Source organism: Longimicrobium sp., from assembly GCF_036388275.1.
In the GTDB taxonomy this organism is placed as follows: Bacteria; Gemmatimonadota; Gemmatimonadetes; order Longimicrobiales; family Longimicrobiaceae; genus Longimicrobium.
Window position 1 is genome coordinate 228,478 of the sequence record NZ_DASVSF010000060.1, and the last position, 21,358, is coordinate 249,835.

Annotated in this window: 25 protein-coding genes; 19 read left to right on the forward strand and 6 right to left on the reverse strand. The window is 69.3% G+C overall.

Annotated features, from left to right (window positions below; translation table 11 throughout):
- The first annotated feature begins 29 nt into the window (after positions 1–29).
- Positions 30–581 (forward strand): hypothetical protein, encoded by a 552-nt coding sequence (locus VF632_RS13535; RefSeq protein ID WP_331023436.1) that lies wholly within the window; start codon positions 30–32, stop codon positions 579–581.
- 114 nt (positions 582–695) lie between these two features.
- Here VF632_RS13535 and VF632_RS13540 read toward each other — a convergent pair whose 3' ends face one another.
- Both VF632_RS13540 and VF632_RS13545 read right to left on the reverse strand, forming a co-directional pair.
- Positions 696–1,475 carry a LytTR family DNA-binding domain-containing protein gene (locus VF632_RS13540; protein ID WP_331023437.1) on the reverse strand — a complete coding sequence of 260 codons (780 nt, stop codon included), beginning with the start codon at positions 1,473–1,475 and terminating at the stop codon, positions 696–698.
- Positions 1,472–3,658, reverse strand: a complete 2,187-nt coding sequence (locus tag VF632_RS13545; protein ID WP_331023438.1) for a histidine kinase — start codon at positions 3,656–3,658, stop codon at positions 1,472–1,474. Before VF632_RS13545 ends, VF632_RS13540 begins: the two co-directional genes overlap by 4 nt.
- 650 nt (positions 3,659–4,308) lie before the next feature.
- Between VF632_RS13545 and VF632_RS13550 the strand changes: the two genes are divergently transcribed.
- The 4 genes from VF632_RS13550 to VF632_RS13565 are packed head-to-tail and all read left to right on the forward strand — an operon-like array spanning position 4,309 to position 7,538.
- Complete coding sequence (locus VF632_RS13550; protein ID WP_331023439.1) at positions 4,309–4,725, forward strand: hypothetical protein; 417 nt, start codon at positions 4,309–4,311, stop codon at positions 4,723–4,725.
- 54 nt (positions 4,726–4,779) lie between these two features.
- Positions 4,780–5,907: a serine hydrolase domain-containing protein gene (locus VF632_RS13555; RefSeq protein ID WP_331023440.1), complete on the forward strand. Its 1,128-nt coding sequence runs from the start codon at positions 4,780–4,782 to the stop codon at positions 5,905–5,907.
- A gap of 44 nt (positions 5,908–5,951) precedes the next feature.
- A complete protein-coding gene (locus tag VF632_RS13560; RefSeq protein ID WP_331023441.1) occupies positions 5,952–7,010 on the forward strand; it encodes a carboxypeptidase-like regulatory domain-containing protein in 1,059 nt (352 codons plus the stop codon).
- 33 nt (positions 7,011–7,043) lie between these two features.
- Complete coding sequence (locus tag VF632_RS13565) at positions 7,044–7,538, forward strand: TspO/MBR family protein (RefSeq protein WP_331023442.1); 495 nt, start codon at positions 7,044–7,046, stop codon at positions 7,536–7,538.
- Here VF632_RS13565 and VF632_RS13570 read toward each other — a convergent pair.
- Positions 7,535–8,059, reverse strand: coding sequence for a hypothetical protein (locus VF632_RS13570; RefSeq protein WP_331023443.1), 525 nt, complete (start codon positions 8,057–8,059; stop codon positions 7,535–7,537). The genes VF632_RS13565 and VF632_RS13570 overlap by 4 nt on opposite strands.
- A 214-nt stretch (positions 8,060–8,273) precedes the next feature.
- Here VF632_RS13570 and VF632_RS13575 point away from each other — a divergent pair, with 214 nt between their 5' ends.
- The 8 genes from VF632_RS13575 to VF632_RS13610 all read left to right on the forward strand — a co-directional run bounded on the left by VF632_RS13575 (position 8,274) and on the right by VF632_RS13610 (position 14,058).
- Positions 8,274–8,780, forward strand: a complete 507-nt coding sequence (locus tag VF632_RS13575) for a GNAT family N-acetyltransferase (RefSeq protein WP_331023444.1) — start codon at positions 8,274–8,276, stop codon at positions 8,778–8,780.
- Positions 8,781–8,833: 53 nt separating this feature from the next.
- Complete coding sequence (locus tag VF632_RS13580; RefSeq protein WP_331023445.1) at positions 8,834–9,367, forward strand: hypothetical protein; 534 nt, start codon at positions 8,834–8,836, stop codon at positions 9,365–9,367.
- Between the two features lie 85 nt (positions 9,368–9,452).
- Entirely contained in the window at positions 9,453–9,857 is a 405-nt protein-coding gene (locus VF632_RS13585) for a hypothetical protein (RefSeq protein WP_331023446.1), read from the forward strand.
- 42 nt (positions 9,858–9,899) lie between these two features.
- Positions 9,900–10,190: a hypothetical protein gene (locus VF632_RS13590; RefSeq protein ID WP_331023447.1), complete on the forward strand. Its 291-nt coding sequence runs from the start codon at positions 9,900–9,902 to the stop codon at positions 10,188–10,190.
- Positions 10,191–10,605: 415 nt separating this feature from the next.
- The gene (locus VF632_RS28245; RefSeq protein ID WP_414682893.1) at positions 10,606–10,767 is read left to right on the forward strand and encodes a hypothetical protein; all 162 of its coding nucleotides are present in this window, start codon (positions 10,606–10,608) and stop codon (positions 10,765–10,767) included.
- A 171-nt stretch (positions 10,768–10,938) separates the two neighbouring features.
- Entirely contained in the window at positions 10,939–11,373 is a 435-nt protein-coding gene (locus VF632_RS13600; protein ID WP_331023449.1) for a hypothetical protein, read from the forward strand.
- A 322-nt stretch (positions 11,374–11,695) separates the two neighbouring features.
- Positions 11,696–13,288: a serine hydrolase domain-containing protein gene (locus VF632_RS13605; protein ID WP_331023450.1), complete on the forward strand. Its 1,593-nt coding sequence runs from the start codon at positions 11,696–11,698 to the stop codon at positions 13,286–13,288.
- 47 nt (positions 13,289–13,335) lie between these two features.
- On the forward strand, positions 13,336–14,058 hold the full coding sequence (locus tag VF632_RS13610; RefSeq protein ID WP_331023451.1) for an alpha/beta fold hydrolase: 723 nt from the start codon (positions 13,336–13,338) through the stop codon (positions 14,056–14,058).
- A 40-nt stretch (positions 14,059–14,098) separates the two neighbouring features.
- On the opposite strand, the gene VF632_RS13615 is transcribed toward VF632_RS13610, so the two are convergent.
- The 3 genes from VF632_RS13615 to VF632_RS13625 form a co-directional block, all read right to left on the reverse strand.
- Positions 14,099–14,485, reverse strand: a complete 387-nt coding sequence (locus tag VF632_RS13615; RefSeq protein WP_331023452.1) for a hypothetical protein — start codon at positions 14,483–14,485, stop codon at positions 14,099–14,101.
- Positions 14,485–14,844 (reverse strand): hypothetical protein, encoded by a 360-nt coding sequence (locus tag VF632_RS13620; RefSeq protein ID WP_331023453.1) that lies wholly within the window; start codon positions 14,842–14,844, stop codon positions 14,485–14,487. Before VF632_RS13620 ends, VF632_RS13615 begins: the two co-directional genes overlap by 1 nt.
- A 216-nt stretch (positions 14,845–15,060) precedes the next feature.
- Entirely contained in the window at positions 15,061–17,295 is a 2,235-nt protein-coding gene (locus VF632_RS13625; RefSeq protein WP_331023454.1) for a galactose oxidase-like domain-containing protein, read from the reverse strand.
- 237 nt (positions 17,296–17,532) lie between these two features.
- Between VF632_RS13625 and VF632_RS13630 the strand changes: the two genes are divergently transcribed.
- The 6 genes from VF632_RS13630 to VF632_RS13655 form a co-directional block, all read left to right on the forward strand.
- On the forward strand, positions 17,533–18,243 hold the full coding sequence (locus tag VF632_RS13630) for a class I SAM-dependent methyltransferase (RefSeq protein ID WP_331023455.1): 711 nt from the start codon (positions 17,533–17,535) through the stop codon (positions 18,241–18,243).
- 71 nt (positions 18,244–18,314) lie between these two features.
- The gene (locus tag VF632_RS13635) at positions 18,315–18,788 is read left to right on the forward strand and encodes a DinB family protein (protein WP_331023456.1); all 474 of its coding nucleotides are present in this window, start codon (positions 18,315–18,317) and stop codon (positions 18,786–18,788) included.
- 26 nt (positions 18,789–18,814) lie between these two features.
- Positions 18,815–19,153, forward strand: coding sequence for a hypothetical protein (locus VF632_RS13640; protein WP_331023457.1), 339 nt, complete (start codon positions 18,815–18,817; stop codon positions 19,151–19,153).
- On the forward strand, positions 19,150–20,112 hold the full coding sequence (locus VF632_RS13645; RefSeq protein WP_331023458.1) for a GyrI-like domain-containing protein: 963 nt from the start codon (positions 19,150–19,152) through the stop codon (positions 20,110–20,112). The genes VF632_RS13640 and VF632_RS13645 overlap by 4 nt, the downstream gene beginning before the upstream one ends.
- Positions 20,113–20,189: 77 nt before the next feature.
- Positions 20,190–20,471, forward strand: a complete 282-nt coding sequence (locus tag VF632_RS13650; RefSeq protein ID WP_331023459.1) for a hypothetical protein — start codon at positions 20,190–20,192, stop codon at positions 20,469–20,471.
- 175 nt (positions 20,472–20,646) lie between these two features.
- Positions 20,647–21,358, forward strand: a 712-nt coding sequence (locus VF632_RS13655; protein WP_331023460.1) for a type IIL restriction-modification enzyme MmeI, incomplete at its 3' end; no start/stop codon positions are given.

Sequence of the window (21,358 nt, forward strand, 5' to 3'; positions counted from 1 at the left end):
GTGTGCGCCCACCCTCGATTCGAGCTACGATGCGCCTGACGTTCGCCATCTTCCTCACGGCTTTCGCGCTGACGGGCCCTGCTTCGGCTCAGGCGCAGCTCCGTGATTCAGCCCTCATCGTTACGCGGATCCAACCGGCCGACCTGCCCTCGCTGGCCGCTTCGGCGCGCGAAGTCGGGATCCGGGTCTCGGCGGACCAGGCGCGGGAGGGCCGGGTTTCCGGCGCGTGGCTGGCCGCTGGCGGCGTGGTGGGCGCCGGGGCGGGCCTGTTCACGGGAATGCTGGCCGGCGCGCTCCTGGACGGCCGCCCGGACCCGGGCTGCCGCGACTTCTGCTTCGGCTCGGGGCTGGTATTCGGGGCGCTGCTGGGCGAGGCGGCCGGGCTGGCGCTCGGGGTGCACGTGGTGAACGGCGGCAAGGGCTCGTACGCCCTGGACGCCCTGACCTCGGTCGGCCTCCTGGCGGCGACCTTGTACCTGGGGCAGGACGCCTTTGGCGGCCCGGAGATCCTGATCGTCATCCCCGCGGCGCAGATCGTCGGCACCATCATCACCGAGCGTCGGACCTCGCGCCGGCGGTAGCGCGGCTCGTCGCAGAGGCCCTGCTGGATTCTCACCACTCCAGTCACGTAGGCACGGCAGCCGCGCCGACCAGACAGGGCTTCATTCCTGGCTCTTCGGCGAAGTGCCAGCCGGTCAGCCGGAGAAGAAGACCTTCTCCCGCAGCTGGTTGCGGTAGCCGCGGCTGCACGTCACGCGGTCTCCGTTGTCCAGGATGACGGTGTACTCCGCCCTCGACAGCGGCTCCACCGCCACGATCCGCGCAAGGCTTACGATGGCCGACCGGTGGATGCGGATGAACTTCGCCGGGTCCAGCAGCATCTCTTCCAGGTCGCCGATGGACTGCCGCATCAGGCGGTCGCCCTCCACCAGGTGCAGCCGCACGTAGCTGCCCTCCGCCTCGATCCACCGGATGTCGGCCACGCGCACCACCTGGTAGCGCTCTCCCACGCGAATGGCGAAGACCTCCGGGTAGGTTCCTCCCCTGGTTTCCGCGAGATACTCCTGGAGCGCCTGCAGCCGCCCGTCGTCCTTCTGGCCGGCGGCGCGCAGCCGTGTACGGGCGCGGTCCAGCGCCGCGAACAGCCGCTCTTCCTCGTAGGGCTTCAGCAGGTAGTCCAGCGCATGGGCCTCGAACGCCCGCAGGGCATGCTCCTCGTACGCGGTGATGAACACCACCAGCGGCATCGCCTGGGGGCCGATGGCCTGCAGCACGCCGAAGCCGGTGACCTCGGGCATCTGGATGTCCAGGAACACCATGTCCGGCTTGTCGGCCTGGATGCGCGCGATGGCCTGCGCCCCGCTGGCGCACTCGCCCACGATCTCCACGTCGGGCTGCGTTTCCAGCAGGCGCCGGACTTCTGCCCGGGCGGGGGGCTCGTCGTCCACGATCAGCACGCGGATCCTGTCGCTCACACCGCCTCCAGTGCCCGGGTGGACTCGTCCGGGCGGTTGTGAGGTTCGACGGAGAACGGGATGAGGACGCGGGCCGTGGCTCCGCCGCCGGGCGTGGGCACCAGCTCGAAGGCGTGCTCCGCGCCGTACATCTGCCGCAGCCGGTCCCGCACGTTCGCCAGGCCGGTGCCGGTGCCATCTTCCGGCGTGGCGTGCGCCGGGCCGACGCCGTCGTCCGCCACCGTCACTTCCAGGGAGCCGCCGGCCCGCCGGGCAGAGACGAGCACCTGGCCGGTGCCGCCGCGGGGCCGCAGGCCGTGCTTCACCGCGTTTTCCACCAGCGGCTGGATCAGCAGGTGAGGCACTCGGGCGCGCAGGGTGCCGGGATGCAGGTCGTACGTGATGCGCAGCGCCTCGCCGAAGCGTGCCTGCTCGATTTCCAGGTACAGCCGCACGAACTCCACCTCTTCCTCCAGCGCCACCTCCTGCAGCCCGCCGCTTTCCAGCACGCGCTGCAGGAGCGCGGACAGGTGGGCGACCACGCGCCTGGCTTCGTCCACGCGGGTGTGCATCAGCGACGATACGGTGTTCAGCGCGTTGAAGAGAAAATGCGGATTGAGCTCGGCTTTCAGCGCCTGAAGCTCCGCCTCGGTCCGGGCCATCTCGCTCTCGGACAGGAGCGAGCGCAGGCGCAGTTCCGAGATTCGCTTTGCGTGGTATTCCCGCGCGTAGATGAAGCCGTGCGCAATTCCCGCCAGCGGCGGGTACACGGCCAGGTCGCCCCAGTCCCAGTCGGAAAGGAAGCCGATCACCACCTCGCCCCCTTCGATGACGAACCGCTGGAACGGATAGTAGAGCAGGCCGTTCAGCAGGGCCATCATGACGGCGCCGAGCAAGTGGAGAACGATGCGTCGTGGCCAGTTGCCGTGCCGCACGGGATAGCGGGTGGACAGGAAGCGGGCGGCCGCGGCCATGGAAGCCCACCAGACCGCCGCGTACGCCCCCATCCCGGCGACGTACACCCAGGCGGGCACGGACAGCACCACGCGTCCCGCGCCGACGCGCAGGTTGGCGGTGTACAGCGTCAGCAGCGTGTAGAAGAGCGCGAACGCCGCGTACGTGCCCAATTCCAGGCTCCTGCCGATGGGTGTCCCGTCCTCCACCGGAGGCGCGGGCGCATCGGCCTCCGGTCGGCCCGCCGGGGGGCCCGGCGCTTCCGGCGCGACGACCGGCGCCGGCGTGGACGGGCAGCTCAGCTCCAGCCGCACGAGAGGAATCCGCTGGATACCATGCCCGGCGCCGTCTCCCGCTCCCCGCCGCTCCTCGAGCGCGGCCGGGTCCGGCGCGATGCCGTGCACATCCACGCACATGCGGACGCCGTCGGAGTCCGGCTCGGCGGAGATCCGGATGCGAACCGGACTCTCAGCCTCGCCGTCCGGCAGGGCCTGGTAGACCATCGTCAGCAGGGACATGTGCGGCACCGGCATCTCCAGCGCGGCCTCGTCCATCGCCCATTCCACGTCCACACCGGGGCGCCGCAGGGCCTCCACGCGCAGCACCTCGCGCACGAACTCCACCTCCTGCTCCAGCCGCACGGTCTCGGTGCGCGCGTGGGCCAGGGTGCGCCTGAGCACCGAGCTCAGCGCGATCAGCAGGCGCTTGGCCGCGGCCACGTCGCGCCCAAGCAGCTCTCCGATGCTTGCGAGCGTTCCCGTCAGGAATCGAGGGCTCCATTCCATCTTGAGCGCGCGCACCTGGGCACGCATACGATCGGCCGTGCTCCCCGCCATCTCCGCGCGAAGCCGAAGCTCCTCGCGCTCCTTTTCGTGGTATCGCTCGCCGTACAGCATCCCGTGCGCAAACACGGTGAACACGACGAACTCGAAGGTCCTGTGCAGGTAGAATAGCCAGCCGAACGTGCCGTTCACCACGTGAGCGGCGAGAAACACCATCGCGTGCAACGTGGCGAGCACGCCCAGGAAGTAGACGGCGTGCCGCGTCGTTCGGTGCCAGAGCGGAAACCGGCGGGTGGCCACGATGGCGACCAGCGGATACGCGGTGGCGCTCGCGATCCGCAGGAGCCACACGCCGGTGTTCACGGGCGTGGACGGCCCGGTCTGCGGGATTTCGGGGAGCAGCGTTACGCCGATGCCGCCGCGGAATGTCTCGGAAAGGAGGATCCAGAGCAGGACAAGGAGCTGCACCCGCTCGAACGTGCCGAGGCGCGGGCCGCGCCCTCTGGATGGGGGGCGTTGCGCGTGTTCGGGAGACGGCATTTGGCGTGGGGATGCGGGCACGGAACCGCTGGGCATCGGGAGACGGGTGAGGTGGAGAGGCGAGTGGCGGGGAGGAACTTCGATGCGGTTCGACGGGCTCTGGCGCACGCCGCGGGTGGCCCCACCCCCGGCCCCTCCCCCGCGAACGGCGCGGGAGAGGGGAGAACGTCGATCGGGGTTCGAGAGGGTGCCTCGCATGCCGCGGGAGCCCCCTCCCCCCGGCCCCCGTCCCCCGCTTCGCAGGGGAGGGGGAGACCTGAACCGCGCTCCGGCAGGTGTCGCTCGCGGGCCCGCCGCCGAATCCGAAGATCACACCGGGGATCGCATTCCGTAAGGGCAGCGGCGGCTCGGGGCCGGGTTCCGGGCCTGATCTTGGGCACTCGAACGCCCGTTTCGCCCGTCCGCCGTGCCCGTTCGACAGCCGGATTGCACCATCCGTTCGCCGATTGTCACCACCGGCAGCATCGATGTACAGGCAAGGCGTGAAAGCGGATAAACTTGAGCCATCGAAGCGGCACGCCCACCGGCTGAAGGCACCGCTCTCATCACCAGCCGCAGCATCCGACCGAGACTTGCCGATGAGCATCCATTTCTTCCGCGCCGCCGCCCTCGTCGCCGCGCTCGTCACCACCGCCTGCGCCACCGCGCCGGCCTCCGCCCCCGCCGCCGGTCCCGAGGTGGTTGCGTCCTCCACTCCAAACCCCGTCGGCACGTTCAACTTTCGCTCGAACGTCCAGGGACGCGACTTCGACGGCATCATCCACATCGCCCGCGCGGAAAGCGGCGCCTACACCGGCACCGTCGCCACGCCGCTGACCGGCGAGCTTTCGGTGCGGTCGGTAGATGTGCAGGGCAGCAGCATTCGCGTCACCGCCCACGGCCGCATGGGCGACGCCGTGCTGACCATGAACTTCACCGGCGCAAGCTTCACGGGCGACTGGACGTACGGCCCGTCGTCCGGCCGCATGACCGGCAGCGCCAGCCCTGCCTCCTGACGCACTCCCGCGTCATCCGTCCGAATCCGCTGAGCCCAACCCGAGCAGGACCTCATGAGTTTCGTATTCAAGCCGCTGGCCGCTGTGGGGATCGCCTTCACCGCCATCTTCCTCCCCCGCGAGCCGGCCGCCGCGCAGGCAGTAGACTCGCCCGCGCACCAGGGCGCCATCGAGCGGGCGCGTACGCTGGCCCGCGCGCTCGTGGACCGCGACACGCTGCCCGGATTGTCCATCGCCGTAGGCATCGACGGGCAGATCGTTTGGGCCGAGGGATTCGGCTGGGCCGACGTGGAAGTGCGGAAGCCCGTGACGCCGCTCACCCGCTTTCGCATGGGCAGCGTCGGCAAGGCGATGACCTCCGCCGGCGTGGGCCTGTTGGTGCAGCGCGGGCGGCTGGACCTGGACGCGCCGGTGCAGTCGTACGTCCCCGAATTTCCCGAAAAGCCCTGGCCCGTCACCACGCGCCAGCTGATGGGCCACCTGGGCGGCATCCGCCACTACGGCACCGAGGCCGAGGTCCTGGGCGACCGGCATTGCAACGACGTCCGCGAGGGGATCGCCGCCTTCGCAGCCGACTCGCTGCTGGCCCGCCCCGGCACGCGGTACAGCTACTCCAGCTTCGGCTATACACTGGTGAGCGCCGCCATGCAGGCCGCCGCCGGGGAGCCATACGCCGGCTTCATGCGCCGCGAGGTGTTCGCGCCCCTGGGGATGGACCGCACGATCCCGGAGCCGTCGGGCGCGCCGCATCCCGAGCGGGCGGCCCTGTACGTCCGTTCCTCCGGGCTGGTGCCCGCGCCCCACGACGACGACAGCTGCGTGCTGGCGGCCGGCGGCTTCATCTCCACGCCGTCGGACCTGGTGCGCTTTGGCTTCGGGATGATGAACGACCAGCTGCTGGCGCCGGCGACGCGGCAGCTGCTGTGGACGGCGCTTCGCCTGGAATCGGGCGAGTCCACCGGGTACGGCCTGGGCTGGTTCGTCCGCGAGGGGCGTCTGGATCCCCAGTCGCCCGCCGTGCCCATCGTTGGCCACGGCGGCAGCTCCATCGGCGGATCGACTTCGTTCATGCTGTTCCCGGAGCAGCGGATGGTGATCGCCGTGACCACCAACGTCAGCGGGGCCACGCTCACCTCGTTCGCCGCCCGGCTGGGGCAGGTGTTCCCAGGCGCCCGGCCCTGATCCGCTTCCACTCGTCTCTTTTTCCCTGATCCGATCGGAGTCCCGTGTTCTGCCTCGCGTTCTTTCGCCGTTTCGCGGCCGCCGCCGCGCTTCTTCTCTTCGCTTCCTCCGCCCCTTCCGTGGCGGCCCAGGACGCACCCGGCGCGGCCGAAGGGGTCGCCCGTGACGCGGCGGACGGCGCGCCGCTGCCGCTGCTGCTGGTGCGCCTGCTTCCCGCGGGACAGGGAACCGCGCGCGGCGTGGTGACCGACGCGCAAGGCCGCTTTCGCTTCGAGGGCGTGCCCGCCGGGGAGTATCGCCTGCAGGTGGAGCAGATCGGCTTCGAGCGGACGCAGTCGCCCGTGCTGCGCGTGCGCCCCGGGGAAACGCTGTTCCACGAGCTCCGCGGCAGCGCCCGGCCCGTTCTGCTGGAGGCGGTGACGGTGCAGGGAGGACGGTGCCTGACGGCGGACCAGCTGGCGAGCGACCCGGACCTGGCCGCGCTCTGGAACGAGGCGAAGAAGGGCGTGGAAACCCGGCGCGCCTTCAACCTGCAGTACCGCTACACGCGCGTCATGCGGCAGGACATCCGTGCGCGGTGGCGCATCCGGGGCACCACCCGCACGATGAAGGTGGACACGTTCGTCAACAAGCCGGATTCCGTCCTCCTCCGCGAGCAGCGGCGCCGGGCGCGCCTGCGGGCGCACGGATACATGGACGGCGGCTACCTGACCTTGCCCCTGGAAACGGACCTGCTGGACGATGAGTTCCTGCGCGACCACTGCCTGGAGCCCTCGTTCGACGAGGTGGAGGGCGCGTACGTGCTGCGCTTTCGCCCGGTGCGGCCGCGGCGCGAGGGCGTCGGGATCCGCGGCGTGATCACGGTCGACGCGCAGAGCTACCTGATCCGGCGGCTGGACTTCGAGTACCTGCGCGGCGATCGCCCGTTCGGCTCGACCTACGTGGTGTACGAGGACCGCAACGTCGCCGGGAGCACCCTGCGGCTGCCGGCGAGCGGCGGCGGCTCCGCTCGTGCAGAGGGGGTGGGGCGGGTGGCCGCGCTCGGGGCGAGCTCCACCTTCACCTTCGACTACAGCGGATTCGACCGCACCGGCCCCGAGTAGTCGGCGGCGCCTGGCTCAGGGGGATCGGACGGGATGGCGAGTTCCACTCGGCGTGAATGGATGGGGCTTGGCGGCTGGCTGCTGGTGGCCTTCGCGGCGGCAGCGATCGGGGGCCGGGCGAGCGTGAACGCCGCCGCCTTCTACGCGCGGCTGGTGCGCCCCGCGTGGGCGCCGCCCGGGTGGCTGTTCGGGCCCGTGTGGACGGTGCTGTACCTGATGATGGCGATCGCCGCGTGGCTGGTGTGGCGGGAGCGCGGCCGTGCGGGTGCACGGACCGCGCTCTCGTTGTGGGTGGTTCAGCTCGCGGCGAACGCGCTGTGGAGCTGGCTCTTCTTCGCCTGGCGCCTGGGCGCGCTGGCCCTTGGAGAAGTCGTGCTGCTGTGGGTGCTCGTCGCGCTCACCCTGGTGGCGTTCTGGCGCATTCGGCCGCTGGCTGGAATGCTCCTGCTTCCGTACCTGCTGTGGGTGGGCTTCGCCACGGCGCTCACGTTCTCCGTCTGGCGGCTGAACCCCGGCCTGCTGGGCTAGCTCCTGACGAACACCATGTCGGCGCGCATTTCCCGGCCGTTCGGCATCTGGTCCACGCGGTGCACGACGAGCGCACCGTCCGCGCGCATCTCCCAAACCTCATCGACCACCCCCGTCGCCGTACGCTCGCCCATCCGGATCTCGCGGGTGATGGTGATGTGAATGCGCCCGTCGTCCTCGCGCGTGGCCTTGAGGCGCGTGGGCACGACCATGTTTCCGTTCGGCGTGCGGATGGGCGTCTGGGTGGCGGTTTCCACGCCGGAGAGCGAGTACAGGAACTCCATCTTCAGGGGCTCGGGCTCCGCGTTCTCGATCTCCACGCCCACGTGGAGCTGCGAATCGCTCTGCGTGATGGCCAAGCGGTGGCTGCGGATCTCGGCGTAGTACGGCGGCAGCCCGGTGCTCTGGGCCTCGTCCAGCGTCCACGCGCCGGTGAAGTCGGGCGGCGTGACGGGCACGTCGTCGGGGCGGGGGGACGCGGCGGCGGTGCTGAGCAGGGCGGCAAGAAGCAGCGTCTTCATGGTCGCGATATCCGGCTGGGCGTTGTAGTTTTCGTATCGGCGCCCGGCTGTTTGCCGGGACCGACCAGTACGAGCCCGGCGCACCCGGCCAGGGTTGCCCCTCCGAACCCCGCCAGCGGCCCCGCTAATCCATCCCTAACCCGCCGTCGTTCGGCTTCCGCGACGGCCCGCCTCCATCGCCCCGCCCGCAGCCCTGCCGCACGCAGCCATCCCCATGCGCCTCGAGCCCATCCGCCCCGACCACGCCGATGCCGTCCAGCGGCTGGCCCGCGATCCCCTCGTGACGGCCACGACCAATCTTCCCGAGCCGTACCCGGAGGGCGGCGCGGCATGGTGGATCGCGGACCTGCTGCCCAGGCGCGAGGCTGGGCAGGAACACGTGTTCGCCATGCGCGTGGAGGACGGCGAGATCGCGGGCGTGGTGGGCCTGGCCGATGTGGAAGGCCCCGGTGGGTCCTCGGAGCTGGGTTACTGGGTGGGGGTGCCGCACTGGGGCCGCGGCTACGCCACCGCCGCGTGCGTCATGGCGGTGGACTTCGCCTTCGGATGGCTGAAGCTGGCCGAAGTGCACGCCTATCCGTTGCGGGAGAACGGGGCGTCGCGGCGCGTGCTGGAGAAGGCCGGCTTCCGCTTGGAGGGGATCATCCCCAACAAGTATCCCAAGTGGGCCCCCGAACGAAGCCTGGCGCACTACCGCATCACGCGGGCGGACTGGTCCTGACGGCGCTGAACGTTTCCCGGCCTGGTCTGCCCCATCCTCACGGACCTGCGAGAATGTCCCTGCTCGATCTTTTTCGCCGGAAGGACCCCACCGAGGACTGGCCCGACTGCCAGCCGGCCGCGCTGCTGTTCGACATCGGCCGGGGCGAGCTGAACGGCATTCCGCTCGGTGCGCCGATGTCCGCGCTGCGCGCCCTTGGCCGGCCGGGAAATCCCCGGCCCCAGCGCATATTCCAGTGGGACTTCGCTCCCCTGGGGCTGGAGGTGTGGCCCGACAAGCATGGCCGGATCAACTTGTTTACCTGCTACTTCCAGGCGTATCTCGGCGACACGGAGCTGGGCAGGTACCCGGACTTTCAGCCGTCCAGGCTCAGCTTCCGGTTCGCGGACGGAACGCTCTGGGAAATGACCGCCGATACGCCCCGCGCCAGGATCGAGGCGTTCCTGGGCCCCCTCACGCAAAAGGCGGAGGGCAGCGACGAATACGGGCCGCACGAGGCAACGTGCGGACGCGCCCGGATCGGCTTCGAGTTCGACGAGAACGGGCGATGGACGCTGGTGGACATCGAACCGGCCGCCGAGCCCTGACGCCCGCGTCCGGGATCAGGGCGTTCGCGCGTCGACGGCCTGCGCAGCCCCATCCAAACCCATTGCCCTCCGAGAGCGTAATCCCATGATCCGCATGGCCGGCCTTTCCGCCCTGGGCCTCATCCTGAACGCCTGCCCCTTCGGTGCCCCTGAGGAGCCGGACGGCTACGCCACGGTGACGGGGCAAGTGCAGGTGCGCACCGGCCCCAACTACAACGGCCGGGTGAGCGTGATGTGCTTCAGCGCCGGCCACCCGGAGCCCTCGTTCGGCAATAGCGCCCGCGTGGACGCACAGGCCAACTACCGCGTCGAGTTGGAGGCTCCGTTCCTGTCTCGCGGAGGGCAGGGAGAAGCGTTCCAGTTCGTTTGCAAAGCCCAGGCAGGCCCCGGCGGCGGGCCATTCGCCAGCCGCCAGGCCACCGTTCCGTTCTCGGAAACCCGCGCGAACCGGCCTGAGACGCGCATCGATCTGCGCCAGGGCGAGATGTAGCGTCACGCCGACGCCATCCAGCGGCTGGCCCGCGATCCGCTGGTGACGGCCACGACCACCCTTCCCGAGCTGCACCCCGACGGCGGCGCGGCGGGGTGGATCGCGGGCCTGCTGCCCACGCGCGTGGCCGGGCAGGAACACTTGTTCGCCGCGCGCGCGGATGACGGCGAGGTCGCGGGCGTGGTAGGGCTGGCGGACGTGCAGGGGCCCGGCGGGTCGGCGGAACTGGGCTACTCGGTGGGGGTGCTCTGTACTGGGGCCGCGGCTACGCCGCCACGGCGTGCGCCATGGCGGTGGATTTCGCCTTCGGGTAGCTGGGCCTGCCGGAGGTGAACGCCTATCCACTGCGGGAGAACGGGGCGTCACGGCGCGTGCTGGAGAAGGCCGGCTTCCGGCTGGAGAGGATCATCCCCAACAAGTACCCCAAGTGGAGCCCCGAGCACAGCCTGGCGCACTACCGCACACCTGGGCGTACATTGAACCCGCCAGCAATGGCTGACGCTCCGCGGACGTCCTCGGAACCGCAGCCGGGGATGGGAGGCATTGCGCCGTTCCAGTTGGGACAATAGTTGCACTCCTCACAGGCAGGCACTATTGTTTTACATCGTCGTACGAACTCTTGTGCGATCCATCGTTCATGAGCCCTGGGCCAAGCAGGCGGTGCGCCGTGCGGTGGCTATAACAAGCGGAGTTCTTCCCGTCGTTCACCGGGAACGATGATCAGGCTGACGCTTTCCGGCACATCTACTTGAGCGTCATGCTCAGGCGGTACCTTGGAAAAACGGTAACCACGGCGGTGACGGATGATCACGAGAGCGACAGCTTCGGCGCCGCGCACGTGATGGATCTGCACAACAACGACATCGGCCGAACGCATCGCTATGAGCAGTTCGGAATCATGGTTCCATGATCGCTGGGACTGGAAAGAGTGGGACGCGCGTCCGCGACTACATCAACTACCCGGCCGGAAACGGAGTGTATATCCCCGAGTGGAAAACCGGCCCTACGACCGAGCAGGCCTGGCAACGTGAAGCGTCGGTGCCGGATGCTCGCTACATCTACTTCAAGCCTAAGCAGGACGATGAGATATCAATCGATTGGAAGGCGCGCGGCGTTCCTGGTGGGCGTGCTGGCCGTCGCGATCTCCGGATGTGACCTCGCCGAGATCACTGGCGGATACCGCGGCCCGATGCCTGAGAAAGTGGGCCTTGTGGCAGAAGAAGTGATCGTCCGCCGCATCGAGAGCGAAGGGGAGAACCTCATCGTTGACCGGGTCCGCTACGCTAGCGATCCCCACAACGTGAACCGCGTTGTATCCGTGAACACGTCCGCGCTCAAGGCGCAGACAGACGCATTCAACCTCAAAGTCGGCGACCACGTGGTGGTCTCGACCGAGTTCGTGCAGATCGGTGAAATCGTAGATTTCCCGGAAGTACCCAACTGGCCGGGGCATAACGCCATAGAGTTTCCGATCGGCTCCCACCGCCTCACCGCAGTCGCGCGCGCGGCACCCTAAAGTTACACCTCCGTTGTTCCTGTGCCCGTGCTTCAGCTACTTGAAGCGCGGGCGTTTTGCTATCTGCCCAGTTCACGCCAGCGGTATCAAAAGCACTCTCCCGCATGTCCCGGTTAGCCCGTTCTTGACGCGGTTTGGCCGGAAAGCTTCAGCGTTTGTTCTCTCTGTTCGCATGCGATGACGAGATCCGGGCACCGCAGTTCCCGGCCGAGCAATAACGGCTGATCGGTGTGGATGGGACCGCTGGTGCACGCACCTATCGTGGTGCATAGTGGTGGAGTTCGCAACCGAAACCCGCCGCGGCGGCCTCCCGGAGGACCCGATGACCACGCGTTCCATTCTCCTCGCGCTCTGCGCATCGCTCGCCCTGGCACCGTCCGCGATCGACGCGCAGCCCTCCACCAGCAGCGCGGCTCCGCCCGCCGCGTTCACCAACCCGCGTCGTCTGCAGCAGCTCAGCGCGGCGTTCCCCGCCATCGACAGCATGATGCGCGAGTTCGCCGCGCGGTCGCGGGTGCCCGGCATCGCGTACGGCATCGTGGTGGATGGACGGCTGGCGCACGTGGGCACCGCCGGCTTTCGAGAGCTGTCGTCGCGCTCGCCGGTGGACACGTCGACGGTGTTCCGCATCGCCTCGATGAGCAAGAGCTTCGCGGCCGCGGCGATCCTGCAGCTGCGCGACGAGGGACGGCTGTCGCTGGACGACCCGGCGGAGCGCTACGTGCCGGAGCTCGCCTCGCTGCGCTACCCCACCCGCGACGCGCCCAAGATCACCATCCGCCACCTGCTGACGCACTCCGCCGGGTTTCCTGAGGACAACCCCTGGGGCGACCAGCAGCTGGCGGCCACGACCGACGAGATGTCGGCGATGATGCGGGGCGGCATTCCGTTCTCCACCGCGCCCGGCACCAGCTACGAGTACTCCAACTTCGGGTACGCCATCCTGGGCCGCATCGTCGCGAAGGTTTCGGGGATGCCGTACCCGCGATACCTGGTGGAGCGCGTTCTGCGGCCGCTGGGGATGAACTCCACCACGCTGGAGGCCTCGGCGGTGCCGCCGAACCGGCTGGCGCACGGCTACCGGCTGCGCGACGGCGAGTGGATCGAGGAGCCGCAGCTGCCGGACGGCGCGTTCGGGCCCATGGGCGGCATGCTCACCTCCGTCAGCGACCTGTCGCGCTGGGTGGGGATGATGCTGGACGCGTGGCCGCCGCGCGACGACGACGAGCCAGGCCCCGTGCGCCGCGCATCGCTCCGCGAGATGCAGCAGGTCGGCCGCTACAACGGCGCCTCCGTCGTGCGCGACACGGCGGCGGGGACCACCGTGCTGAACGCGGGCGGCTACGGCTACGGGCTGGGCATCCGGCAGACGTGCCTGTTCCGCACCCTGGTGTCGCACAGCGGCGGGCTTCCGGGCTTCGGCTCGCTGATGCGCTGGCTTCCGGAGCACGGCGTGGGGATCGTGGCCATGGGCAACCTCACCTACACCGGGTGGGGCGGGGCGACGGACCAGGCCTTTGCGATGCTCGCGCGGACGGGCGGGCTGGAGCCGCGCGTGCCCCAGCCCGCGCCGGTGCTTCTGCAGCGCCAGGAGCAGGTGACGCGCCTGGTCACGCGCTGGAGCGAGCCCCTGGCCGACAGCCTGGCGGCGATGAACCTGTACCTGGACGAGCCCAGGGACCGCCGGCGCGTGGAGATGGACCGCCTGGTCCGCGAGGTTGGGGGTGAGTGCCGGAACGAGGGGACGCTCCTGGCCGAGAACGCGCTGCGGGGAAGCTGGCGGATGCGGTGCCGCGACGCCGACCTGCGCGTCTCCATCACCCTCGCGCCGACGGAGCCCGCGAAGGTGCAGTACCTGGACGTGAGTCGCATCGCGCGCGGCGAAGACGTAGCCCCCGCGCCGGTCTGCCGCTGACACCTGCTCGCCCGAACACCAGGAATCTTGCGACCACGGAGGGATCGATGCGACAGGGATTGATGGCGTGTCTGCTCGTGTTGGCCGCCGCGTGCGCCGCTCCCGGAGGTGCGGGGGCGGGCGGCGGCGCGTCGGCGGCGGTGGATACGGGGCGGGCTGCGGTGCAGGGAGGGGAGCTGTTCTACGAGGCGCGCGGCCAGGGCGCGCCGGTGGTGCTGCTGCATGCGGGCGCCCAGTACGACCACACGATGTGGGATGGCCAGGTGCAGGCGCTCGCCCGCCGCCATCGGGTGATCCGCTACGACCTGCGTGGATTCGGCCGGTCCAGCCGCCCGAACGGCCCCTTCTCGCCGCAGGCGGATCTGCTCCGCGTGCTGGAGGCGCTCGGGGTGCAGAGGGCCAGCCTGGTGGGGCTGGGGATGGGGAGCGGGGTCGCGATCAACTTTGCGCTCCAGCATCCGGATCGGGTGGACCGCCTGGTGCTGGCGTCGCTGGGAGCGCCGCCCCCCAACGTGCCGCGACCGCCGGGCTCCCCGGACCTCGCCTCGCCGGAGGGGCGCGAGCGGCTGCGCGCGCTGCGGATGCCGATCCTCCTGATCGCCGGCGGCGCCGACTCCACCCCCGGGCTGCGCCACGAAACCGTCGTGGAGCAGGAGGTGCCCGGCGTTCGGCGGGTGGTGGTTCCCGGGGTCGGCGAGCTGGTGAACCTGGAACGCCCGGACGACTTCAACCGGCTGATCCTGGACTTTCTGGCCGGCGGCAGGCGGTGAGGCCGAATCCGCCGGTGTCGGCCGCGGTGTGCCGCTGAACTTAGAAAATGGCCGCGCCCACGGTCAGCAGCGCGAGGAGGGCGAGCCCCGCCAGCACGACCAGCGCGGCCTCCTGAACGCCATTGCCCCCCATCTCGCGCTGCACCGCGGATGGAGAAACGACGCGGATGCTGCGGACCTCGGCAAGCGCCACGGCCACCCGGATCGGCTGCCCTCCGGAGTCGGCGGTCCAGGCGCCGTAGACGCTGTCCGCGGTCACCTGCGGGTTGGCCAGGCGCACGCGCCGCCCATCCGCCATCACCGCTTCTACGTCGCGCCCGCGGTACATCAGGATCTGCTCGGCGACCGGGCGCTGCACGGCCGGGGCGCAGGCGCCCACCATCAGCCATGTGATCGCGCTGGCGGAGATCGGGAGGGGGTGGCGCATCACTCGTCCGGGTAAAGGAAGTCGATGGCTAGTAACGTCGCCAGGGAAAGGCCGGCGATCACGAGCACGCCGGTGATCCCCTGCGTCTGCACGCGCTCCGGCCGGCGGTACTGAACGTAGGCGATGTCGGAAACCGCCACCGCCGTCCGCCGGCCGTTCACCGTGCCGCTCACGGAGTCGCGGAAGAGCACGGCTCGCGACATCTGCACGCGGGTGCTGTCGCGCAGGGTGATCCGGACGTTGCTCTGCGTCTCCGAGAGGGCGTACCGGGGCGCGGGCGTCGGCGGCTTCCAGTACGTGCATCCGCCGAGCAGAAGCATCGCCGCCGACAGCAGGGTGGTTCGCGCGGCACGGTTCATCGTGGTTCCCTCCGCTGCCCAACTCGCGCGGGCGGTGAGTGGATCGAATTCTCAAGAACGGTCGCTGCCGTCCGGTGTCAGCTTTCGCTCCCTTGCGGTCGCGCGCGCTGCACGTCAAGCATAGCACACGCCGCTCCGCCAGGCGATCTCCGATCCAATGCAAAGGCGCTCGCTGGCGGATGTGGCCAGCGCGCGCCCTCGGTGCGAACGCGTGGATCAGGGCGCGGTCGCCTGGTCGTCGAAGCGCACCATGCGCGCGACGGCCGGCTTTCCGTGGCAGTCCACGTAGAAGAGCATGTAGAACGCGGGCGGCAGGTTGGCCTGGCGCGCGTTGGGCGTGCGGAACACGATCTCGTTGGCGGAGGTCGTCCGGAACGGCAGGTCCTGGAACTGCTGCCCGTTCTGCCACCCGTGCGTGGCCGACGGCAGCTTGATCAGCACCAGCTTCGCCTGCTGCCCCGCGGAGCACTGCGCGGGAAGCCCGGCCAGCTGCACCCGGTATTCCTGGTTGCTGCGAAACAGGTTGAACGTCTTGCCGCCGATCACCGCCTCCGGCCGGTAGCCCCGGGGCGGGGTGACGGGGCGGATGGAGGTGATCGACGCGCGCCGGTCCGGGTCGATGAACAGGTACGGCGGGCTGAAGACCTCGGCCACCCAGTTTTCGGTGGGGACGGTGTTCATTCCCTTTTCGCCGCGGGCCATGGGCCCGTCGCCGAAGAAGTACATGTCGATGTCCACCAGGCTCAGGTCCGGCTTGGGCTGCCCGTTCTGGGGCAGCCCGTCGGGTTGCTCTCCGCTTCGCACGGTGGCACGTGCCGAGTTGCCGCCGGACACCAGCACGCGCCCGTCGGGGAGCAGGAGCGCGTTGTTGTGGTACAGCCGCGGCTCCACGGCCTCGCTCATCCGCGTCTTTTCGTACCCGGTGAACGTGGCGCCGTCGAACCGGGGCGTCAGGAGCAGCGGATAGAACACCGGGCCGTAGAAATCGTAGTTGCCGCCGTTGATCACCAGCACCTGGCGCGTGGGAAGGATGATCGCGTAGTGCATGGTGCGGTCGTCCTGCGGCGTGTCGCCCAGGAAGTTTTCGTCCAGGGTCCACCGGCCGCCGAGCGGGTCGTCGGGCGACGCGTGGAACTCCTCGCGCTTGCGGCTGCCGCGCCCGCCGGCGAAGTGCGTGGGGGCGATGCCGTCCGTGGACGTGGTGTTCATGGGCAGCAGCGTGCCCGGCGACGTGGGCTGGCCTCCCAGCAGCGTGATGTTGCCCGTGTTGGGGTCAAGGTACGTGGTGCCGTACGACGAGACGGTGTCGGCACGCTCGGGCCCGCGCTCGAACGAAATCCTGGGGCGCTCGGCCGTGCCGCCAATGGTGGCCCAGTAGGTGTTCTTGGTGCGCCGCATGAACGCGGTGCTTTCCGTGCGAAGGCTCACCCAGTCGCCCTCCCGCGTCATGTACAGGCGGCCGTCGGGCATCAGGTAGTTTTCGGGATACAGCTTGAAGGCGTCCCGCTGGTTCGCGCGGATGCACCGCTCGTCGCACACCACGCCGTCGTCGGGAACGAACGCCGGGTTGATTTCCGTGGCGAAGGGGCTGTTCGGCGTGTCGCGCACGTCCACGGAGCGCCAGGCGGCCTGGGGATCTCGCGGGTTGAACCGGGCCGGGTTGAAAAAGTCGACGGTGTGGTTGATCTCGAACTCGTACATCGTCGGATAGCCGTGGTCGAACCCCACGAAGCCGCTGAACACCGCCATCCGCCCGTCGAGCAGCGGAACGATGCTGGCGTACCAGCGTCCGCGCGGCATGAAGCCGGAAAAGATCCAGGGATCGTTCCGGGGCGCGGGCATCCGGCGCCAGTCTAGGGACTGCCAGTCGATGCTGAGCTCCTTCCGCCAGTCGAAGATGTACGTCGACCGGTTGCCGGTGCGGTACGGGTAGTAGTACTGCGTGCCCCCGGTAAAGAGGACGTTGCCGTCGGGCAGGTGCAGGTGGCCGGTGCAGAACAGGTCGCTCGGCGCAAACTGGCCCACGCTGTCCGGGTCGGCGACGGGCACCGGGTGCGGGATGCGGTAGAAGGTGTTCCGGTCAGGATCGTAGACTGCGACGTTATTGACGAGCTGGTAGTAGTTCTCCAGGCTGTCCATCGCGAATGGGTTTCCGTTCCGGTTGAAGACGCCGGTGCCGGGGGCCGGGTTGTGGACGTTGGGGTAGTGCTCGATGGGCGCGTGGTTGCGCCAGCTGCTGCCGCTGGCCCACAGCACCTTGCCCGAAGGCAGCAGAACGCCGTGCACCGTCTGCATGCCCAGGATGCGGTGGATGGCCGCGCCGCCATCCTCCGGGATCACCGTCGCCCACCGGCCGTAGATGGCGGGATCGGGCGTGAGCTCGTGCGCATCCGCGGGGGGTGGGCCGTTCGCGTGGCCGTTCTGCGCGACGAGGGACGGGGGCGGCGACACGAGGAAGCTGAAAATGATCGCGCCGAGCGCAGCAAACCGAGGGATTGTGCGGGAACGGAGATGATGTGGCGTGCGCATGGACCTTTCTCTCGCGGGGGCAGGCGGGGTGTGTGACTGCAGTTTTCTGCCTGAAAGGTATTGTGCGGCTTCCCGAAAAACCAGAAACTCGATTTCGGAGACTGGCGCAGGTCATCCCCCACGTTCCGATAGGATGATCGACATGCAAGGGTTCCGCGGTTGACCCGCACGCCCGAGCGCGCCGACGCGGCGCCGGCGATGCGCATCGCCTCCGACTTCGACCGCCTCTCCGCGTTCGACGACGGGCGGTGGGACCACAACCGGCACTATCATCCGCTCCTGCTGCGCTCCCTGCCGGCGAGGCGGGAGAGCGCCTTGGAGATCGGCTGTGGAACCGGTGAGTTCGCGCGCCTGCTCGCCCGGGAATTCGCCCGGGTGACGGCGATCGATCTTTCCCCCGAGATGGTGCGCCGCGCTCGCGAACTTTCGCCGGGCGTGGCCCACATCGAGTTCACGCAGGCGGACGTCGCGTCGTGCGACCTGCCGCCGGAATCGTTCGACTGCATCGCCAGCATCGCGACGCTGCATCACCTGCCGCTGGCGGACACGCTGATGAAGCTGTCCGCGGCGCTGCGGCCGGGTGGCGTGCTGCTCGTGCTGGACCTGTATCAGCCGCGGAGCGCCGCGGACTTCGCCTGGAGTGCCGCGGCGTGGCCGTGCAATCTCGTCCTCCGCGCCTGGCACCATGGCCGGCTCCGGGACCCTCCCGACGTGCGCCGCGCCTGGTCCGAGCACGCCCGGCACGACGTGTATCCAGCGCTGGCAGACGTCCGCGCGCTGGGAGAGCGCCTAGTTCCGGGAGCCGTGGTGCGCCGCCACCTCTTCTGGCGGTACTCGCTGGTCTGGCAGAAGCCGGCTGTGCGGGCGTAACGTGAAGCTCGCGAGAGCGGCGGGCCCTGGTGCGCCGCCGCCGTGCTCCACACGAATTTCCACGCTTGCGCATGTCGACCGATTCGCTCCGCAGCCACCTGGTTCGCCTGCTGGACTGGCAGGATGCACACGCCACCTTCGATGCCGCAGTGCAGGGCATCGAGCCCGAGTTCCAGGGCATTCGTCCCCTCGGGCTGCCCCACTCCGCCTGGGAGCTGCTGGAGCACCTGCGATTCACCCAGCGCGACATCCTGGATTTCTGCCGCGATCCCGGCTACGTGGAGCCGAAGTGGCCCGACGACTACTGGCCCTCGTCCGCCGCGCCGCCGTCGCCGGACGCGTGGAATCATTCCGCGTCGGCGTTCCGTGACGATCGCAGCGCCCTGAAGCAGCTCGCGGCCGACCCCGACGTGGACCTGTTCGCCGCGATCCCGCACGGCACCGGGCAAACCATCCTGCGCGAGCTGCTGCTGGTGGCCGACCACAACGCGTACCACGTGGGCCAGCTGGTTCTGCTGCGGCGCGCCCTCGGGATCTGGGCGTAGCCACCCATTCGTGCCGGGTGAAATCGATGGATTGGCTCTACGACCTCGTTCAGCCTTTCGTGTGGCACGCATGGCGCGCGTTTGGAGTCGCGTTCGCGTTCCTCCTGCTGTACGGTGTCGCTCGCCTCGTGCGGCCGAACCGCCCGCGGAGCTCGCCGAAGCCCATGCTGATCGCGACCATCGCGTGGACCGTGTTCGCGCTCATGGAAGCCGAAGCGACGCGTGAACGGGCGAACATCCGCGTGGACCTTCTCGTTACCTGGCCCCTCCTGTGTCTCGTGAGCCTCGGCGCGGTTGCGCTCTGGCTCGGCAGCCTGCTGCGGCCCAGCGGGGAACCGCTTCCAGGAACTCCCGCCGACGGATGATCGATACGCGTGTTGGTTTGCTCGGATACGAAGCCGTCGTGCGGGGATACATGCGCCATCGCGACCTGCTTCGGGACGATGACGGTACGGCGCGGGATCCCGCGGATCCGGACACGGCAGCCTTCGACGCGATGGATGAGTGCATCCGGCATGGGCCCCCCGCCGTGGCCTGGGAACTGGTGCTCACGCTGCTGCGCAACGCGCCGGACGAAGAGCTTGGGAACTACGCAGCGGGCGCGCTGGAGGACCTGGTCAGCAAGCGCGCGACGGCGCTGATCGACGAGATCGAGACTGAGGCGGAGCGAGACTCGCGGTTCAGGTGGGCGCTGGGCTGCATCTGGCTCTCTCGCGGCGAAATGCCCGACGAGATCCTCGCCCGTGTCGTGCACGCGAGTGGCGGCGCCATCAAGCCTCTGCCGCCGCTGAATGAGCTGGAGCAGCGATGGCCGCTCCCGACTGCATCCCCGATGTCCCGAGAACCCATGAACCCGATCGAGCCGGACCGGATCGCCGACGGACCCGCCATGCTGCTGGGCGGTCTGCGCCGCATGCATTCCTATCGCGAGGCGCAGCAGAGCATGGTGGCGCAATGGGAAGAGTTCGTGCAGATGGGCGCCGTGCCCGGTCAGCAGGGCGCCACGACCTACGGCGTGATGTGTGGCGCCTGGCCCGACGAGCAGAGGTTCGAGTACATGACCGGCGTGGAGGTGGACTCGCTGGAGGCGCTTGCGCCCGAGTACGGACGGATGCGCATCCCCGCGCAGCGCTACGCCGTGTTCACGCACCAGGGGCACGTGTCCACGCTGCACACCACCTGGGACGCCATCTGGCACGAGTGGCTGCCCCGGTCCGGCTACCGGATGGCCAACACCCCCGAGTTCGAGCGCTACGACGAGCGCTTCGACCCCCAGACCGGGTCGGGGGTGATCGAGATCTGGTGCTCCATTCAGGCTCCGTGATCCCTTCGAGAGCGCCCACTGAACGCGGCTGCAGATTGAACCCGCACCGAATTTCCTGACTGCCACACGCTCACGGCATGGACTGGAAGCCGTACGATCCCGCCTGGCTCGCGGCGCTGGCGCGCGAGCAGCACCCGGACATGCCCTGGCTCGCGGACGCGCTCGCGGCCTGCACGCGTGCGGCGTGGGAGAGCCGCGCGTACGTCCACTTCGTCGATCCGGCGGATGCCAACCAGCCGGGCTCGGCGTGGGAGTTCGAGGAGAACGTGGTCCTGGAGCATCCGCGCGAGGGCACGATCGTGCTCGATGTGCTTCGTGGGCAGCGCGTCGGCGGCGCCGAGTTCCTGAAGCACCTTTGATACGACTGGTTTGAAGATCGGGATGGGGGCTCCCATCAGGCTCTGAACGCCTCGCGCTTCCTCCGCTGTGCCACCCGGCCGGCTTGTTGTGGCGGTCGCTGGTCGCGTCGTAAGTTTCACGAAACGGCGCAACCCTCACGCGCCCCTTCCCGCCGTCCGCTCCACGTACATCATCGTGCATCCACAGAGCCCCGCACTCCGCGCCCTCGCCGAAAAGTGGGACGCCGTTCCCGCCGCCGAGCGCGCCAATTTTCAGCCGTACGTCACCGAGTTCTGCGCCGCCCTGGGCGTGGCGCGCCCGCAGCCACGCGGGTCTGGATACGAGTTCGAGTACCCGGTAACCACCACGGACCGTAAGACCGGCAAGGACGTCACCAACTTCGTCGACCTCTACCGGCAGGGGCACTTCATCCTCGAAGCCAAGCATACCGAAGCGGGCGCCGGTGCCGACCGCGTGCTCGGTGCGGCGTACGGGCAGGCCAAGGGCTACGCGGGCGACGTGAAGCACGGCCCACCGCCGTACCTGATGGTGATGAACGTGGGGCGCACGCTGCTGGTGTACGACCGCTGGGGCGGGAGCTATGGCGGAGTCAATGCTGGGCGCCGTATTGATCTGCGGACGCTCTGGCGTGACGACGGGAACATTGAGTTTCTCCGCACCGTGTGGGAGAACCCCGAGTCGCTGAATCCCGCCGTCCGTGGCCGCGCCGTCACGCGCGAGGTGGCGGAGCAACTGGCGAAGCTCTCAGCGTCACTTGAGGGTCGGGGGATGGATGGCGAGCGGGTCGCGCGTTTCTTGATGCGCGCCATGTTCACGATGTTCGCCGAGGATGTCGGCCTGCTTCGCGACAAGCCGTTCCAGGCCGCGCTACAAGCGTTTATATACC

Coding starts and splice junctions, on each gene's coding strand:
- VF632_RS13535 (WP_331023436.1), top strand. CDS start 30: ATGCGCCTGACGTTCGCCATCTTCCTCACGGCTTTCGCGCTGACGGGC.
- VF632_RS13550 (WP_331023439.1), top strand. CDS start 4,309: ATGAGCATCCATTTCTTCCGCGCCGCCGCCCTCGTCGCCGCGCTCGTC.
- VF632_RS13555 (WP_331023440.1), top strand. CDS start 4,780: ATGAGTTTCGTATTCAAGCCGCTGGCCGCTGTGGGGATCGCCTTCACC.
- VF632_RS13565 (WP_331023442.1), top strand. CDS start 7,044: ATGGCGAGTTCCACTCGGCGTGAATGGATGGGGCTTGGCGGCTGGCTG.
- VF632_RS13570 (WP_331023443.1), bottom strand. CDS start 8,059: ATGAAGACGCTGCTTCTTGCCGCCCTGCTCAGCACCGCCGCCGCGTCC.
- VF632_RS13575 (WP_331023444.1), top strand. CDS start 8,274: ATGCGCCTCGAGCCCATCCGCCCCGACCACGCCGATGCCGTCCAGCGG.
- VF632_RS13580 (WP_331023445.1), top strand. CDS start 8,834: ATGTCCCTGCTCGATCTTTTTCGCCGGAAGGACCCCACCGAGGACTGG.
- VF632_RS13585 (WP_331023446.1), top strand. CDS start 9,453: ATGATCCGCATGGCCGGCCTTTCCGCCCTGGGCCTCATCCTGAACGCC.
- VF632_RS13600 (WP_331023449.1), top strand. CDS start 10,939: ATGAGATATCAATCGATTGGAAGGCGCGCGGCGTTCCTGGTGGGCGTG.
- VF632_RS13605 (WP_331023450.1), top strand. CDS start 11,696: ATGACCACGCGTTCCATTCTCCTCGCGCTCTGCGCATCGCTCGCCCTG.
- VF632_RS13610 (WP_331023451.1), top strand. CDS start 13,336: ATGCGACAGGGATTGATGGCGTGTCTGCTCGTGTTGGCCGCCGCGTGC.
- VF632_RS13615 (WP_331023452.1), bottom strand. CDS start 14,485: ATGCGCCACCCCCTCCCGATCTCCGCCAGCGCGATCACATGGCTGATG.
- VF632_RS13620 (WP_331023453.1), bottom strand. CDS start 14,844: ATGAACCGTGCCGCGCGAACCACCCTGCTGTCGGCGGCGATGCTTCTG.
- VF632_RS13635 (WP_331023456.1), top strand. CDS start 18,315: ATGTCGACCGATTCGCTCCGCAGCCACCTGGTTCGCCTGCTGGACTGG.
- VF632_RS13640 (WP_331023457.1), top strand. CDS start 18,815: ATGGATTGGCTCTACGACCTCGTTCAGCCTTTCGTGTGGCACGCATGG.
- VF632_RS13645 (WP_331023458.1), top strand. CDS start 19,150: ATGATCGATACGCGTGTTGGTTTGCTCGGATACGAAGCCGTCGTGCGG.
- VF632_RS13650 (WP_331023459.1), top strand. CDS start 20,190: ATGGACTGGAAGCCGTACGATCCCGCCTGGCTCGCGGCGCTGGCGCGC.